The 16,289-nt window shown below is 69.7% G+C and carries 8 protein-coding genes; 2 read left to right on the top strand and 6 right to left on the bottom strand.

The annotated features are described in order from the left end of the window. The first annotated feature begins 45 nt into the window (after positions 1 to 45). A complete protein-coding gene (locus CDA09_RS07660) occupies positions 46 to 2,832 on the top strand; it encodes an AMP-binding protein (RefSeq protein ID WP_121428072.1) in 2,787 nt (928 codons plus the stop codon). A 188-nt stretch (positions 2,833 to 3,020) separates the two neighbouring features. After that, positions 3,021 to 4,652 carry an MFS transporter gene (locus CDA09_RS07655; RefSeq protein ID WP_121428071.1) on the top strand — a complete coding sequence of 544 codons (1,632 nt, stop codon included), beginning with the start codon at positions 3,021 to 3,023 and terminating at the stop codon, positions 4,650 to 4,652. Positions 4,653 to 4,673: 21 nt separating this feature from the next. On the opposite strand, the gene CDA09_RS07650 is transcribed toward CDA09_RS07655, so the two are convergent. The 6 genes from CDA09_RS07650 to CDA09_RS07625 form a co-directional block, all read right to left on the bottom strand. After that, a complete protein-coding gene (locus tag CDA09_RS07650; protein WP_121428070.1) occupies positions 4,674 to 5,327 on the bottom strand; it encodes a response regulator in 654 nt (217 codons plus the stop codon). Further along, positions 5,324 to 7,432, bottom strand: coding sequence for a PAS domain S-box protein (locus tag CDA09_RS07645; RefSeq protein ID WP_121428069.1), 2,109 nt, complete (start codon positions 7,430 to 7,432; stop codon positions 5,324 to 5,326). The genes CDA09_RS07650 and CDA09_RS07645 overlap by 4 nt, the downstream gene beginning before the upstream one ends. Then, on the bottom strand, positions 7,429 to 7,851 hold the full coding sequence (locus tag CDA09_RS07640) for a response regulator (RefSeq protein WP_121428068.1): 423 nt from the start codon (positions 7,849 to 7,851) through the stop codon (positions 7,429 to 7,431). The genes CDA09_RS07645 and CDA09_RS07640 overlap by 4 nt, the downstream gene beginning before the upstream one ends. Before the next feature lie 9 nt (positions 7,852 to 7,860). After that, entirely contained in the window at positions 7,861 to 12,444 is a 4,584-nt protein-coding gene (locus CDA09_RS23500; protein WP_217351290.1) for a PAS domain S-box protein, read from the bottom strand. A gap of 135 nt (positions 12,445 to 12,579) precedes the next feature. Then, positions 12,580 to 14,070, bottom strand: a complete 1,491-nt coding sequence (locus tag CDA09_RS07630) for an AAA-like domain-containing protein (protein ID WP_121428066.1) — start codon at positions 14,068 to 14,070, stop codon at positions 12,580 to 12,582. Positions 14,071 to 14,247: 177 nt separating this feature from the next. After that, positions 14,248 to 16,056, bottom strand: a complete 1,809-nt coding sequence (locus tag CDA09_RS07625; RefSeq protein WP_121428065.1) for a DUF4231 domain-containing protein — start codon at positions 16,054 to 16,056, stop codon at positions 14,248 to 14,250. Between the last annotated feature and the right edge of the window lie 233 nt (positions 16,057 to 16,289).

Genomic DNA, 16,289 nt, shown 5'->3' with positions numbered 1-16,289 from the left:
CCCGGTCCGCTGGCGCTGCGGCGGGCCTGGCGTCGGAACCTCACGATGGAGTCATCCTTCCCAGTGATCGACGCGGCCGGACTGCTCGAGATCGTGCGCACACTCGTCAGCGAGCTGCGCCCCGGCAAGCCGCCCGACGCCACGCTCGACAGCCACCTCGAACGCGACCTCGGGCTCGACAGCCTCGCGCGGGTCGAACTGCTCGCGCGCATCGAACACGCCGCTCGCGTGCAACTGCCGGACGGCACCCTTGAAGCGGCGGAGACGCCCCGCCAGCTGCTCGCCGCGCTGCGCGCCGCCCGGCCCGAAGCCGTCACGGATCCGTCCGGCGTCGTTGCCGCCGCGGAGACCGGGCGCATCGAGGCCCCCACCGCTGCCGACACTCTCGTCGACGTGCTGCAGTGGCACGCCGAACGCTCGCCGCAGCACATCCACATCCGCCTGCTCCACGACGACGCCGAAATCGGCACGCTCACGCACCGGCAGCTGCTGGACGGCGCGATGCGCATCGCCGCCGGCCTGCGGCACGCGGGCGTCGCGCCCGGCGACGCGGTCGCGATCATGCTGCCGACCTCGCTGGAGTTCTTCACGAGCTTCTACGGCGCACTGCTCGCGGGCGGCGTGCCGGTGCCGATGTATCCGCCGACGCGCCCGTCGCAGCTCGAGGATCACCTGCGCCGCCAGTCCGGCATCCTCGAAAGTTGCCGCGCGCCGGTGCTCGTCACCGACGCGCAGGTCCAGCAGGTCGCCCGCCTGATCTCGACGCCCTCGGGCAGCCTCAGGTACACGCTCACCGCGCACGAACTCGCCAACCGCCCCTGCGATCCGGAGCCTGCCGCGCGGCGGGCGGACGACCTCGCGCTGCTGCAATACACCTCGGGCAGCACCGGCAACCCGAAGGGGGTGATGCTCACGCACGCGAACCTGCTGGCGAACATCCGCGCCTGGAGCCGCTCGATCGCCATCACCGCCGACGACGTGACCGTGAGCTGGCTGCCCCTCTATCACGACATGGGCCTGATCGCGGCGTGGCTCGGCAGCCTGTACAACGGCTGCCCGCTGGTGCTGATGTCACCGCTGGACTTCCTGTCCCGCCCCGCGCGCTGGCTGCGCACCCTGCACCGCTACCACGGCACGCTCTCCGCCGCGCCGAATTTCGCCTACGAGCTCGTCCTGAAGCACGTCGAGGAGCGCGAACTCGCCGGACTCGACCTGTCGCGCTGGCGCTTCACCGCGAACGGCGCCGAACCGGTCAATCCCGACACCATCGAGCGTTTCTGCGAACGCCTGGCACCGTATGGCCTACGCCGCGAAGCGATGACCCCCGCCTACGGGCTCGCCGAGAACACCGTCGGCCTCGCCGTGCCACCCATCGGACGCGGCCCGCGCATCGACCGTGTCGCGCGCGATGCCTTCTTCCGCGGCCAAGCGGCCCGTGCGGCAGCCGACGACGCCAGCGCGATCCGCTTCGTCGGCTGCGGCCAGCCGCTGCCGGGGCACGACCTGCACATCGTCGCGCCCACTGGCGACGAGCTCCCCGATCGCCGCGTCGGGCGCATCGAATTCCGCGGCCCGTCCGCGACCGCCGGCTACCTGCACAACACCGGGGAAACCCGCAAGCTGCTGCGCGGCGGCTGGCTGGATACCGGCGACCTCGGCTACCTCGCGGAAGGCGAGCTCTTCGTGACCGGCCGCGTCAAGGACATGATCATCCGCGGCGGGCGCAACCTGTACCCCTACGAGCTGGAAGACGCGATCGGCGCACTCCCCGGCGTGCGCCGCGGCTGCGTCGCGGTGTTCGGCGTCCCCGATCCCGCGACGGCGAGCGAACGCCTCGTCGCCGTGGTCGAGACGCGGACGGCCGACGAGACCGAACGCCGCGATCTCGAACATGCGGTCGGCCGGCTCGCCATCGACCTGCTGGGCGTGCCGCTCGACGCCGTCGTGCTCGCACCGCCGCACAGCGTGCTGAAGACCTCCAGCGGCAAGATCCGGCGCGCCGCGACGCGGGAGCTGTACCAGAGCGGCGTGCTCGGCCGACAGCACAGCGTGCGCGTGCAGATGCTGCGTCTCGCCGCACTCGCCGCCGCCCGCAGCACGCGGCAGGCCCTGCAGCGCGCCGGCGCCGCCCTGTGGGCCGCGTGGGCATGGGGGATCCTCGTGCTTCTCGCCGTCCCCGTGTGGCTCGCCGTCGCGACGTTGCGCCGCCCGGCCGCCGGCTGGCATCTCAGCCACATCGGCGCACGCCTGCTGGCCGCGCTGACCGGCATCCGCATCGACGTCCGCGGCCTGGCCAACCTGCCGGCCGCGGCGCCCTGCATCGTCGTCGCCAACCACTCCAGCTATCTCGACGGCCTGGTCGCCGCGGCGGCCCTGCCCCGCCCCTTCGTCTTCGTCGCGAAGCGCGAGCTCCTCGACAGCGCGATCGCGCGCCGCTTCCTGCGGGGCCTGGGGACGGAATTCATCGAGCGCTTCGCCGTCCAGGACAGCGCGGACGCCGCGCAGCGGCTCGCCGAACGCGCACGGCTGGGGGCTGCGCTGTGCTACTTTCCCGAAGGCACGTTCATGCGCCGCCCCGGCCTGCAGGAATTCCACCTCGGCGCCTTCCTCGCCGCCTGCGCGGCGGAACTGCCGGTCGTGCCGGTGACGATCCGTGGCACACGCACCGTGCTGCCCGACGGGACCTGGCTCCCGCGCCGCGGTCCGATCACGGTCACGATCGGCCGCCCGATCCTGCCCCAGGGCAAGGACTGGAGCGCCGCGCTCGCACTCCGCGATGCGGCCCGCCGTGACATCCTGGAGCATTGCGGCGAGCCGGACGTGGCGGTCTGAGGAGGCACGCACTCCACGACACCCCCCCGGTCGACATCCAGCCCGGCGCCGGACACCCCCACGCGCAACCGCCACCCGCGGCGGCAAAATCGCGGCTCGCCTCATGCACGCGCGCGGCGACCGCTATACTCCTCGGACAAACCGGCCGGCCAGGCTCATCGTCTGGCGCAGACAAGAAGGGAGTAACCTTGCCCAACGACGCCGACGTCAGTCCGTCCGCCATCGCGCCGCTGCGCCAGCCCGTGTTCCGCATGTTGTGGCTCGCCTGGCTCGCGGCGAACGTCACGATGTGGATGAACGACGTCGCCTCGGCCTGGCTCATGACTTCATTGTCCGGCAGCGCCTTCATGGTGGCGATGGTGCAGGCCGCGTCGACGCTGCCGGTGTTCGTGCTCGGCCTGCCGAGCGGCGCCCTCGCCGACATCATCGACCGGCGCAAATATTTCGCCGCGACGCAGCTGTGGGTCGCGATCGTCGCCGTGGTACTGAGCGGGCTGGCTTTCACCGGTCGGCTCACCGCCGAACTGCTGCTCGCGCTCACGTTCGCCAACGGCATCGGCCTCGCGCTGCGCTGGCCGGTGTTCGCCGCGATCATCCCGGACCTCGTGCCGCGCCACGAGCTGCCGGCCGCGCTGGCGCTGAACGGCGTCGCGATGAACATGTCGCGCATCATCGGGCCGGTCGTCGCCGGGGCCTTGATCGCCAGCGCCGGCAGTGCCTACGTGTTCCTGCTCAACTCGCTGCTGGCAATCGTCGCCTTCACGCTCATCCTGCGCTGGCGGTCCGAACCGAAAGTCAGCACCCTGCCCGGCGAGCGATTCGTCGCCGCGATGCGCGTCGGCCTGCAGCACGTCATGCAATCGCCACCGATGCGCGCCGTGCTCGCGCGCATCTTCCTCTTCTTCCTGCAATCCACGTCCCTCACCGCCCTGCTTCCGCTCGTCGCGCGCGACGTGCACGGCGGCGGCGCCGGCGCCTACACCACGCTGCTCGCAGCGATGGGCAGCGGCGCGATCATCGCGGCGCTGAACCTCACACGTCTGCGGAAACGGCTCGAACGCGAAGCCTTCGTCCGCTGGAGCACCCTCCTGCATGCCGCGTGCGCGGTCATCGTGGTGCTCGTGCCGACGCTATGGATCGCCGTCCCGGCCATGGTCGTGGCCGGCATGGCCTGGATCTCCGCCGCGAACTCGCTGACCGTCGTCGCGCAGATGGGGCTCCCGAACTGGGTGCGCGCCCGCGGCATGTCGATCTACCAGATGGCGCTGATGGGCGGCAGCGCCGCCGGCGCGGCCGTGTGGGGCTACATCGCGACCCTCACGTCGGTCACGACCAGCATCGTCGTGGCTTCCGTGGTCGGCCCGGCGGTGCTGCTGCTGACGCGCCGCCATGTCACCATCGGCGCGCATGACGAGGATCTGACCCCTGCCCGGCCCACCGTACGCGTACCTCCGCCGGTGATCGAGATCCCGCCCGACAAGGGGCCGGTGATGGTGACCATCGAGTACCTGATCGATCCGGCGCGCGCGGCCGACTTCAATGCCGTGATGCAGGAAACCCGCCGCGCCCGCCTGCGCCAGGGAGCCCTTTCGTGGGGCCTGTTCCGCGACACGACGCGGCCCGAGCGCTACATCGAATACTTCCTCGACGAGAACTGGGTCGAGCACCAGCGACGCCTGGAGCGCTTCACCGCGGCCGATCTCGGCCTGCGCGAACGCCGGCTCGCCTTCCACGTCGGCCCCGAGGCGCCACAGATGCGCCGCTATGTCGCCGAAGCCGTCGGCGGCCGGGCAGACACCTCGGACATGGCCGCGAACTGAGGCGGAGGACGCCTGTTCCCCTTACTTGTCGGCCGTGGAGATGCCGACGCGGATCGCGTAGCGCACGAGGCCCGGGATGTCGTGGATGTCGAGGCGCTCCATGAGCTTGGTGCGGTGGGTTTCGACCGTCTTGGTGCTCAGATGCAGGCGCGCGGCGATGTCCTTGGTGCTGAACCCTTCGACGATGAGCTGGAGGATCTCGCGCTGGCGCGGGGTCAGCTGCACCGCGGTGCCCTGCTCGTCGCCGACCCGGTTCATGTAGCTTTCGACGACCTGTTTCGAGATCGGCGGGCTCAGGTAGGTCTCGCCGTTCATGACGGCCTTCAGCGCGAGCTCGAGCTCCAGCGTCGCGGAGTCCTTGAGCAGGTAGCCCGCCGCGCCCGAGCGCAGCGCCTGCATCACGTATTCCTCGCTGGCGTGCATCGACAGCATGATGATGCGGATCTTCGGGTGGCTCTTGCGGATGCGCGCCGCTGCTTCCAGGCCGTTGAGGCCGCGCATCGCGATGTCCATCAGGATCAGGTCGGGGGTGTGAGTGCGCAGCAGCGCGATCGCTTCGCGGCCGTCGCTGGCCTCGGCCACGACCTCGACCCCGCCGAAACTCTCGAGCAGCGAACGGATACCGGCGCGCACCAGCGTGTGGTCGTCGGCGACGAGCACGGAGATCGGTTTCATCGCATTTCCTCCGCGTGCCGGTTGTCGGTGCGCCGCCGCCGCGGGGGCAGCGGGAAGGCGGCGCGGATTTCGGTGCCCGCTCCCGTCTCGGCGCGGATTTCGAGGCGGCCGCCGACCAGCATCACGCGCTCCTGCATGCCGAGCAGGCCGACGCTGCCGCCCTTGGCCGCGAGCCCGCGCGCGGCCTGCACGTCGAAGCCGGCGCCGTCGTCGCGCACGCTCAGGTGCAGTTCGCCCTCGCGCTTGGCGAGGAAGATCCACACCTGCTGCGCCCGCGCGTGGCGCACGACGTTGGTCAGCGCTTCCTGCGCGACGCGGAAGCACGCAGTCTCGATCGCCGGGTGCAGGCGCCGCGGCAGCGGGCTCGCAACGAAATGCGGGGTGATGCCCGCCGTCTTGGCCTGGCGGTCCACGTGCCAGCGCAGCGCTGCGACCAGCCCGAGCTCTTCGAGCTGCGGCGGGCGCAGGTCGAGCGACAGGCTGCGCACCTGGCTCAGGGTGTGTTCGACGATGAGCACGCACTCCTTCAGGCGGCGCGCCTGGCCGTTCGATCCGGCCTGCTGCAGCGCGAACTCGAGGTTGATCTTCATCGCCGTGAGCGCCTGGCCGATTTCGTCGTGCAGTTCATGCGCGATGCGGCGGCGTTCCACTTCCTGGGCCTCGAGCACGCGCTGCGACAGCAGCTGCATCCGCTGGCTGGCTTCCTCGAGGCGCGTCTTCGCGCGCTCGCGCTCGGTGACATCGCGGATCGCGGCCGTCACCAGCAACCCTTCCTCGGCCTCGAGCGGGCTCAGGCTGATCTCGACCGGAAACTCTCCGCCGTCCCGGCGACGGCCCCGCAGCTCGAGGCCGAGCGCGCCCATCGGGCGGTTCGTGGGGGCCTTGCCGTAATGATGGCGATGCCGCGCATGCTGCTCGCGCAGGCGCTCCGGCACCAGGACCTCCAGCGACTCGCCCAGCAGCTCGCCGCGCGCGTACCCGAACAAGGCCTCGGTCTGCGAGTTCGCGAAGATGATCCGGCCGCCGGCATCGGCCACGACCATCGCATCGGGGGCCGCCTCGAGCAGGCCGCGGAACTTGCGCTCGGCCCGCAGGCGTTCGCCGACCTCGCGCTGCAGCTTCGCGGCGTGCCGCTCGAGCAGCGCATACATCTGCGCGTTCTCATAGCCGATGATGGCCTGCGCCGCCAGCGTCAGCGCGGTGCGCTCGTCGCCTTCGCCAAAGGCCGCCGCACCGAGCTTGTCGCCGAAATACAGCCAGCCGTAGCGCCTGCGCGTCGACACCAGGGGCACGCCGAGGAAGGCGGCAAGGGGCGGATGGTTGGGCGGCAGGCCGGCCGCGATCTCGGCGGGATCGGCGAGCCGCACCGGGCGCTTGTCCTGCATCAGGCGCGCGAGCAACGCCGCAGGCGCGACCGGCGGCTGCACGAGGCCCGCGGGCAGCGGTGAGTCGGCCGAGCTGGCAACGTAGTGGCGTAATCGCTCCGCATCCCGTCCGAAAACGGCGACGACGGCATGGCGGGCGCCCATCAGCTTGAGCGCGGCGTGGCAGAACAATTCCATCAGCTGCTGCGGATCGCGTTCCGCCACCAGATCGAAACCGAGCTCGAGCAGCGCGGCGAGTTGCAGGCTGACGCCTTCGAGATTGAGCAGCTGCTCGGCCTCGGAGTCGGACTCGGGTCTGCTTTCCGGTGCGGATTCAGGCTCCGCGGCAACGGATTCGGCCGACGGCGCAGCCTCCGCAGCGAGCGCATCGGCGACGGCGTCGAGAATCTCCTGCGGCCGGCTCGGTTTCGACAGCACGCGTGCGGCGCCTACCCCCCGCGCGAGCGTCCGGGCCTCGCCGAGGCGGTAGGTCGCGGTATAGAAGATCACCGGAATGCCGCACAGCGCGGGATCGTCGTGCATGTGCTCCACCATCGTGCAGCCGTCCATGCCGGGCATCAGGATGTCGCTGATCACCAGGTCGGGCCGCTCGGCACGCACCAGTTCGAGTCCCTGCAGGCCGTCGGCGGCCTCCAGCAGGCGGTGGCCGGCGTAGCCGAGCAGGGTCACGAGAAACTGCCGGTTCGTGGGGCGGTCGTCGACGACCAGGATCTTGCTCATGGACCGTCGCCGGGCGGGGCCGGCGCCTTGCGTCCGTTGCCCGTCCGGCGCCTGCGGTGCAGGAAGACTTCGAGCTGACCGACGAAGGCGCGCGGCACGATCGGTTTCGGGATGTAGCCGTCGAAGCCGGCGGCGAGCACCCGTTCCTGGTCGCCGACCATCGCATACGCGGTCACCGCCACCAGCGGAATCGGTTCGAGGCACGGGTCGCCCTTGAGGCGGCGCGCGACCTCGTAGCCGTCGATACCGGGCATCTGGATATCGCAGACGATCAGGTCGGGTTTCTCGCGCTCGGCGGTCTCGATGCCGGACACGCCATTCTCGGCGGTGATCGGCGTGTGGCCGAAGGCGGTGATGAGATAGCTCATCAGGTTGCGGTTCGGCGCATTGTCCTCGATGACCAGGATGCGTGCCCCCATGGCGCTCACTCACTCGTGCGCGGGACTCGCCGCGATGGCCACCGGATGCCGCACCCGCCGGCCGCCGCGCACCCTCGCCGGCTCGGCTCCGCCAGCTGCCTGCTGCAGCGGCAGGTACAAGGTGAAGCGGCTGCCGCGGCCGTACTCGCTCGCGAATTCGATATGCGCCCCGATCAGACCGGCCAGGCGCTGGCACAGGTGCAGCCCGAGTCCCGTGCCTTCCTCGCGATGCACGGTGCCGACCTGCTGGAACGCCTGGAAGAGCTTGGCCTGATCCTCGGGCCGGATACCCACCCCGGTATCGACGACATCGACTTTGGCCATCGCCTGTCCATTCTCCTCGCATTCAGCCACTTCGATGCGCACGCTGCCGCGTTCGGTGAACTTGACCGCGTTGTTCGCGAAGTTGATCAGGATCTGGCTGAAGGCCCGCCGATCGGTATGCACCACCACGCGCCGTCGCGGCTGCTTGACCGCAAAGCGGATACCCCGGCTCTCGGCGAGCGGTGCGAGCGCGGCGGCGACCTCGTTCACCACTTCCTGGCAGACCACCGGGGTCGGGTGGAGTTCCACCTTGCCGGACTCGATCTTCGCGAGGTCGAGCAGGTCGTTGATCAGCGACAGCAGGTGCTGCGCGCTCGTCTCGACGGTGCTGAGCTGCGTCTGCTGTTCCTCGGTGAGCGGTCCCGGCAGTTCCATCAGCAGCGTGCCCGTGTAGCCGATGATCGCGTTGAGCGGTGTGCGCAACTCGTGGCTGATGCTCGCAAGGAAGCGGTCCTTGGCGAGGTTGGCGTTTTCCAGCTCGAGGTTCTTTTCCTGCAGCGCCTGCTCGAAGATGGTGCGCTCGGTGACGTCGCGCGCGGCGGCGAACACGCCGCGCAGCTCGCCGGACTGGTCGGTAAAGGTCGTCGCGTTGTAGCTCACGACGGTCTGGTTGCCATCCTTGTTCCGCACCGTGAGTTCATAGTTGGTCACGCGCCCTTCCTGCAGCACCAGCCGGATCGCCTCGTCGGCCCGCGCCGGTTCAGTGACATAGTTCCGGCACGGCGTGCCGATCAGCTCCTCGCGCGTGCAGCCGGTCAGGATCTCCATCTGCTGATTGACGTCGCTGATCACGCCCAGCGCGTCGGTCGTCACCATCGCGTCGATGTTCGACTCGATCAGCGAGCGCGTGTAGATCTGCTGGGCGCGCAGCTGCCCTTCGAGCTCCTTCTGCGCCGTGATGTCGCGCGCCACGGCGAGGATGCCCAGCGGGGCGCCGGCCGCATCGGTGAACACGCCGGCGTTGAAGCTCACCAGCAGGCGGCGGGCCGCACGGGTCACCAAAACCAGCTCGTAACCGATCACGCGCCGTTCGGCGAGCGTCCGCACGACGGCGGCGCGCGCGCGGCCCGGCTCGGTGAAGTAGCCCTGGAACGGCGAGTTCAGCAGATGCTTGCGGGTGAAACCGGTCAGCCGCGTCGCCTCCTCGTTCACGTCGGTGATGATGCCGTCGGGGGCGATCGCAAACAGCGCATCGGGCGACGCTTCGATCAGCGAGCGGTTGTAGGCCTGCTGCTCGACGACCTGGTTCTGCAGCCGCGACTGCTCGGAAACGTCGCGCGCGGACGCGAAGATGCCGGCAATCCGCCCGTCGGCGCCGCGGAACACGGAGGCGTTGACCGACACGGTCGCCTTGCGCCCGCTCTTCGCGCGCAGCACCAGCGCATAGTTGGTGACCACGCCCTCGGCGAGCGTGCGGCGCAGGCCCAGGTCCGCGCTCGCCGGATCGCTGAAGTACTGCTTGAACGGCGTGCCGATCAGTTCGCCGCGCGGAGTGCCGGACAGGCGGCACATGCTCTCGTTGACGTCGGTGATGAAGCCCTCGGGGTCCACGGTGACGAGGCCGTCCACCGAGGCCTCGATGAGGCCGCGCAGGTAGGTCTGCTGCTCGCGCAGCTGCTCCTCGAGGCGCACGCGGTCGGTGATGTCGCGCGCCGACGCGAAGATGCCGCGCACGAGTCCGGCCGCGTCCTTGAACACCGACGCGTTGAACGACACCTGCAGTTCGCGCCGCGTGCGCGCCACCAGGGTCAGCGCCAATTCCGTGACGTAGCCGACCTCGAGCGTCTGCTCGACGCCCGCACGCGCCTGCTCGGGCGACGTGAAGTAGTCGGAGAACGGCGAACCGAGCAGCTCCGCGCGGCTGTAGCCGGTCATGTGGCACATGCGGTCGTTGACGTCGGTGATGAAGCCCTCGGGGTCCACCGTCACGAGCCCGTCCACGGACGATTCGATGAGGCCGCGCAGGTAGCCCTGCTGCTCGCGCAGCTGCTCCTCGAGCTTTTTCTGCTCGGTGATGTCACGCGCCGCGGCGAACACCCCCTGCAGCTTGCCGGCCTGGTCGTAGAAGGTCGTTGCGTTGTACGCGACGCGCGTCGTGTCGCCCTTCTTCGAGCTGACCGTGAGCTCGTAGTTGGTCACGCGCCCTTCCTGCAGCACCAGCCGGATCGCCTCCTCGGCGCGCGCCGCTTCGGTGAAGAACTGCTTGAACGGCAGGCCGATGAGTTCCTCGCGAGCGCAGCCGGTGAGCGTCTCCATCTGGCGGTTGACGTCCGTGATGATGCCCAGCGGATCGGTGGTCATCAGGCCGTCGATGTTCGACTCGACCAGCGAGCGGGTGTAGAAGTGCGAGTCCTGCAGCTTTTCCTCGAGCTGCTTGTGCGCCGAGATGTCGCGCGCGGAGGCGAAGATGCCGCGCACGTTGCCGGCGGTGTCGCTGAACACCGCGGCGTTGAGCGAGACGGGCAGCTCGCGGCCATCGGCGAGCTGCAGCGTGAGCACGTAGTTCGCGACCGAGCCTTCGCGGAACGTGAGCCGCACGCCTTCGGCCGCCCGTTCCGGGTCGCGGAAATAGGCCTGGAACGCGGAGCCCACGAGCTGGCTGCGCCGCCGGCCGACGAGGCGGCACATCGTCTCGTTCACGTCGGTGATGCGCATCGCCTCGTCGACCGTCACGAGCGCGTCCACCGACGCCTCGATGAGGCCGCGGTTGTAGGCGCGCTCGTCGGCGAGCTGGGTCTGCAGGCGCGCCTGTTCGGTGGTGTCGCGCGCCGAGGCGAAGATGCCGCGCACCGCCCCCGCCGCATCGCGGAAGATCGCCGCGTTGAGCGACACGAGGCGGTCGCGCCCGTCCTGGCCGAGCAGCCTGAGCTCGTAGTTCGTCACGGCGCCGGTATCGAGCGTCAGGCGCACGCCCTCGGCGGCGCGCTTGCGGTCGGCGAAGTAGTCCGGGAAGGGCGAACCGATGAGCGCCTCGCGCGCGTAGCCGGTCAGGCGGCACATGCTCTCGTTCACATCGGTGATCACCATCAGCGGATCGACGATGATCAGTCCGTCGAGCGAGGCCTCGATCAGGCCGCGGTTGTACGTGCGCGCCTCGGCGAGCTGGGCCTGCAGGCGCGCCGGTTCGGTGATGTCGCGCGCCGAGGCGAAGATGCCGCGCACGTCGCGCGACGGATCGCGGAACACCGAGGCGTTGAACGACACCTGCAGCTCGCGGCGGTCGCGCGTCGCCAGCGTGAGTACGTAGTCGGTGACGATGCCCCTGTCGAGCGTCTCGCGCACGCCCGCCTCGGCCGCCTCGGCGTCGACGAAGTAGTCCGCAAAGGGCGTGCCGACGAGGTCCTCGCGCCCGTAGCCGGTCATGCGGCACATCTGTTCGTTCACATCGGTGATCACGCCGGCCGCGTCGACCGCGATCAGGCCGTCGACCGACGCTTCGATCAGGCCGCGGTTGTAGGCTTCCGATTCGCGCAGCTGGTACTCGAGCTTCTTCTGCTCGGTGATGTCGCGCGCCGACGCGAACACGCCCTGCAGCTTGCCGTTCGCATCGCGGAAGGTCGCGGCGTTGTACGACACCAGCGTCGTGCGGCCGTCGCGCGCACGCGCCGTGAGCTCGTAGTTGGTCACGCGGCCGTGCTGCAGCGCGCGCTTGATGCCGGTCTCGGCGCGTTGCGGATCGGTGAAATACTGCTTGAACGGCGAGCCGATCAGCTCCTCGCGGGTATAGCCGGTGAGGGCTTCCATCTGCTGGTTGAGGTCGCTGATGACGCCCAGCAGGTCGGTCGTCATCAGCGCGTCGATGCTCGATTCGATCAGCGAGCGGGTGTAGAACTGCGTCGCCTGCAGCTCACCGGCGAGCCGGCGCTCCTCGGAGATGTCCTTCGAGATCAGCAGATAGCCGTTCGCCTTCCCGTTGCCGTCGTGGCGCAGCGTCAGGGTCACGCGCGCCGTGAATTGCTCGCCGCTCTTGCGCACCCGCCGCACCGTGCCTTCCCACTTGCCGTCACGCAGCGCGGCGCGCAGGATCTGTTGCGGCAAACCGGCGCGGACATCCTCGGGGGTATGCAGCATCGCGCCCGCCGCCCGCCCGACGACCTCCTCCGGTGCATAGCCGTAAAGCCGCCGGGCGCCTTCGTTCCAGAGCACGATCGTGCCCGAGAGATCCTGGCCGATGATCGAATATTCGGTCGACGCCTGCAGGATACTGGAGACGAATTCCACTGCACTGCCGGCGTCGCCGACGATGTTTCGGTCGAACAGCTGGGTCATGGTCATTCCAGGGGATGCGGGAGTGGAGGCGCGGATGAGGGCCGCGCACGGCACGGCGCGCGCACCCCGCTTTTTTCATCATAGCAGTCACCCCCGCGATGGCCCGGCGGCACGCACAAGGGATCTCGAAACAATTTATGGCAAGTGGCGCTCGAGATAGGCCGCGTACAGCTGGCAGCGCGGCCGAGCGTCTTGCACCGAGTTGCCGGCGAAAATGCCGGCGCTGCGCAGTCGGTAGAAATGCTGCGCCGACGGGCTCGAACGCCCGCGCAGCACTTCGCGCACCGTCTCGCCGAGACCGCGGTCCGAATGCAGCGCGATCAGCAACCGGCGCAGATGTTCGCCGAACGGGCCGTCATCGAGACAGCTTTGTTGCTCCAGCGCCGCAAGACCGAGACGCGCGGTCGCCATGCGGTGCAGGCCGTTGCGCACGAGGTAGGGGTGTCCGCCCACGAGACGGTAGAAGCCCGCGAGTTCCGCATCGCTGCGCAGCGGCGCGCCATAGCACTGGTTGAGGTGCAACACCTGCTCGAAGTTGAAGTCCTCCAGCGCGAGCTGGGTGCCGACATTGAACGGCGCCGGAAGAGGGTCCTCCATCAACAGGTGGGCTTCGGTGGCATAGGCGATCGCGACTGTCAGGCGCGACCACGCCGCGTTGCGGTCGATCGCGCGGGCGTTGTGCCAGGTGCGCAGCAGGCCGAACACCTCGTCGGCGAATTCGCATCCGATCAGCCGATCGGCCTCGTCGATCGCCCACACCAGCGGTCCGGTGACGCGCTCGAGGACTTCCTGCAGCATGAAGCGTTCGAAATTGCGATTGGGCCCGAGGTGGGGATCCCAGTCCGTCTCCGGCCGCACTGCGAGGCCCAGTTGGTCGGCGAGCATGCGCGCGAGCGACTGGTACAGATAATCGAGTGATGCGAGCTGACTCGCGTTGAGCGTCTGCAGGTCGGTCCACACGACGCGCCGTTCGGCCGCGCGGGCGCGATGCACGCCCTGTGCGAGCAACGAGGTCTTGCCCACCTGCCGCGCGCCCTTGAGCAGCACGAGGCTGTCCTGGCGCGCGACGGCGGCATGGAACTCGGCGTCGACGGCGCGCTCGACGTAGAACGGCGAGTCGACCTGCACCGCGCCGGTCGGCGGCTCCAGCGCGGTGCGCGCCGGTTCGTCGAGCGGCGGCACGGCGACCTCCATATCCAGGACGTCCCCCCGGCAGGCCGCGGCGCCTTCGGCGAGCAGGCGACGCACTGCCGCGCACAGCATCTCGCGATGCGCCTCGATCGGCACGGGATGGGCATCGACCCACTGGCAGGTGCCGAGGTAGTAGCGCAGCCGCTGCGGCACCACGTCCTCGACGCGCACCGGCAGGATCGACACCGCGTGCTCGGCCGCCAGGCTCAGTTCGCGCTTGACGTGCAGCGAGCGGTCGGAGTGGCTCGAAATGATCACCAGCAGCACCCGGCTGCGCGGGATCGCGTCCATGATCGTCTCGTCCCAGTGCTGGCCGCCGGGAATGTCGCGCGGCGCGATCCAGCAGGGGATGCCGTCCTGTTCCAGGTTCGCGCAGATTGTCGCGGCGTGGCTGCGATCGCGCTGGGAATAGCTGATGAAGACCTGATGATCCATGTTCCTGTGTCCGGTGGTTGGCGCTGCGCCCGGCGGACCGCTCGACGGTGCATACGGTCGGGATCACTGAAGTGGGCATTGACGCGCCAGAATCGGTGCAGGATAGTCCGCCGCGGCGCGCTGAAAAATCAGGCGCTTCCTGAAATTCCGCCGCCGAATGCCTGAATACCTGCGCGCTCAGTTCGGCAGGATCAGGCGACGCTTCATGAAGATCACGCGCCAGTCGAGCAGTTCGCCGCTCATCGTCTCGGCCGCCTCTTCGGCCGCACTCGCGAGCCGCTGCAGCGAGCAAGCGCCGCTGCTCCGGAGCCTGCTGCAGAACTCCGACAGCCGCTCGTGCATCGCCGCCGAGCGACTCGCGATGCGTTGGAATTCACCCTGGTTCAGGATGCCCGAGCAGGCTGCGCTGAACGCCGGCAACGCCGCGGCGGCGAGCGTCAGCCAGCGGCCGACCTCGCCGTGGATCAGCAGATGGGCGGCGCAGGCCGCGAGCGTGAGGCCGAACAGGGCCCCGGCCGCGAATTCGGTCCGGCGGGCGATGCGCGCGCAGCGGCGGGCATTGCCGCGGTGGTAGGCGGCCTGGGCCGGCAGTTCGTGGCACGCGAGATAGCGCGCATAGGCGGCGAGCAAACCGCGATCGATGCGAATCGGCAACAAGCCCGCCTCGCGGATCACCGCATTCAGGTACCAGTTGCCCCAACCGTCGCGCGGATCGCCGTCGCGGTGGTGGCCGGGCACCGCCAGCGCCGGGGTCGTCAGACCGAGCGGCAGCAGGAAGCGCATGTGCCGCAGCTGTTCGGCGAGCAGGCGGAACTCCATCCAGCGCTGATGCCAGCGGCTGCGGTTGCCGACCACCGTGACCGCGACGATCACCGCAATCAGCGTAAGCTCGCCGACGATGAAGGGCCCCCATTGCTCCGGCGGCATCCCCAGCGCATAGCCGAGCAGCGAGAAGAGCACCGCCAGCGCCGACAGCAGGTAATTGAGCACGAAGGAGCAGCGATAACGCCCCGCGCAACGGCTCGCCGCGCAGTCGGCCCACAGGAAGTGGCGACGGCAGCGCGCGTCGATCTGCGCCGCGAGGGCGGCCGGCAGCCGCCCGTCGTCCGCGGCGGAAGGCGCGGCGTGCGCAGCGGCGCTCCCGGTTCCGACATCACCCGCCTGCCCCGGCGACCCTCGCCGCCGAGGCTCACGCCGCCCGGCGAACATGCGGCAGAACACCGCATACACGGACAACCAGCGCGCGCGCCACGGCGGAACCACTTGCCGCCTGCCGCCGCAAGGCGCTTCGCGCGGCGGCGTCAGGCGCGCTTCGAGCACTTCCGCCAGGCGCTCCAGCGCGCTGCCCTCCCCGGTGGCGGCATCGTCGTCGGGGTCCAGCAGCAGGCGCAGTTCATGGGGCGCGCCGGCGTGTAGCCACAGCGTGGGAATGCCGCGGCTCAGGGCGTCGCGGACGATCTCCCCGGTGCCGCCCGGGCCGCTCGGATGGGCGCCGTTCCAGATCGCGATCAGCACGTCGCTCTGTGCGAGCAGCACGCGCCCGAGCGCCCGGTAGGCATCGTGACGCGAGAGCTCGTCCTCGTGGCGGCCGGGCAGCTCGAACACCGCCGAGGCGCGTGCGAGCAGGCTGCGGAAGTCTTCGCGCGAGGCCGCGGCGGCGAAATCCCGCTCGTAGGTCGCGCGCGGAAACGGCAGCGGGCACTGGATCTCCATGTCGAGCGCGAGCGCTTCGCCAGCCACCAGGCGGTCGGCCCCTTCCGCCAGCGGCGTGATCACGCGCAGCAGCGGCGCCCCGTCGGCGTATTCGGACGCCGCCGCACGTTGCACCTCCTGCGCCGTGCGGTGCAACGCGGCGAGGATCTCGCGGATCTGGGCGCGCAAGCGCTCTTCATCGGCGTGCGACAGGCCTTCGGGGCGGTGGCCGGTGACCCCGACCCGCAGCGCCAGCCTGATCGCCGGCGCGCGTTTCGATTCATCGCCTTGCATGGCTTCTCCTTGTATCGGACATGCCGGCGGCTCCCGTGCCGGCCGGCTCGGTGCACAGTTTCCGCGTCGCGGCGGCGAGGCGAAATCGGTCTAAACCTGATCCCGAAATCAGTCATCGCCTGATTGTTGGTTCGCGCCGCGATTTTGATAATTCATCCCACGGCAAGCGGACCACGCCTCTCGCTGCAAGGGGCGCCGCGCTGAAAAGCGGCCCGCACCGTACCTACATACAT

Origin of the sequence: Azoarcus sp. DN11 (assembly GCF_003628555.1) — a bacterium.
In the GTDB taxonomy this organism is placed as follows: Bacteria; Pseudomonadota; Gammaproteobacteria; order Burkholderiales; family Rhodocyclaceae; genus Aromatoleum.
The sequence above is the reverse complement of the archived record's forward strand: the minus strand, read 5'-3'. Positions and strand labels throughout refer to the sequence as shown.

Bases quoted from the DNA above. Each gene is read 5' to 3' on its own strand.
- CDA09_RS07640 (WP_121428068.1), bottom strand. From the start codon at position 7,851: ATGGGGGCACGCATCCTGGTCATCGAGGACAATGCGCCGAACCGCAAC.
- CDA09_RS07650 (WP_121428070.1), bottom strand. From the start codon at position 5,327: ATGAAACCGATCTCCGTGCTCGTCGCCGACGACCACACGCTGGTGCGC.
- CDA09_RS07645 (WP_121428069.1), bottom strand. From the start codon at position 7,432: ATGAGCAAGATCCTGGTCGTCGACGACCGCCCCACGAACCGGCAGTTT.
- CDA09_RS23500 (WP_217351290.1), bottom strand. From the start codon at position 12,444: ATGACCCAGCTGTTCGACCGAAACATCGTCGGCGACGCCGGCAGTGCA.
- CDA09_RS07630 (WP_121428066.1), bottom strand. From the start codon at position 14,070: ATGGATCATCAGGTCTTCATCAGCTATTCCCAGCGCGATCGCAGCCAC.
- CDA09_RS07660 (WP_121428072.1), top strand. From the start codon at position 46: ATGGAGTCATCCTTCCCAGTGATCGACGCGGCCGGACTGCTCGAGATC.
- CDA09_RS07625 (WP_121428065.1), bottom strand. From the start codon at position 16,056: ATGCAAGGCGATGAATCGAAACGCGCGCCGGCGATCAGGCTGGCGCTG.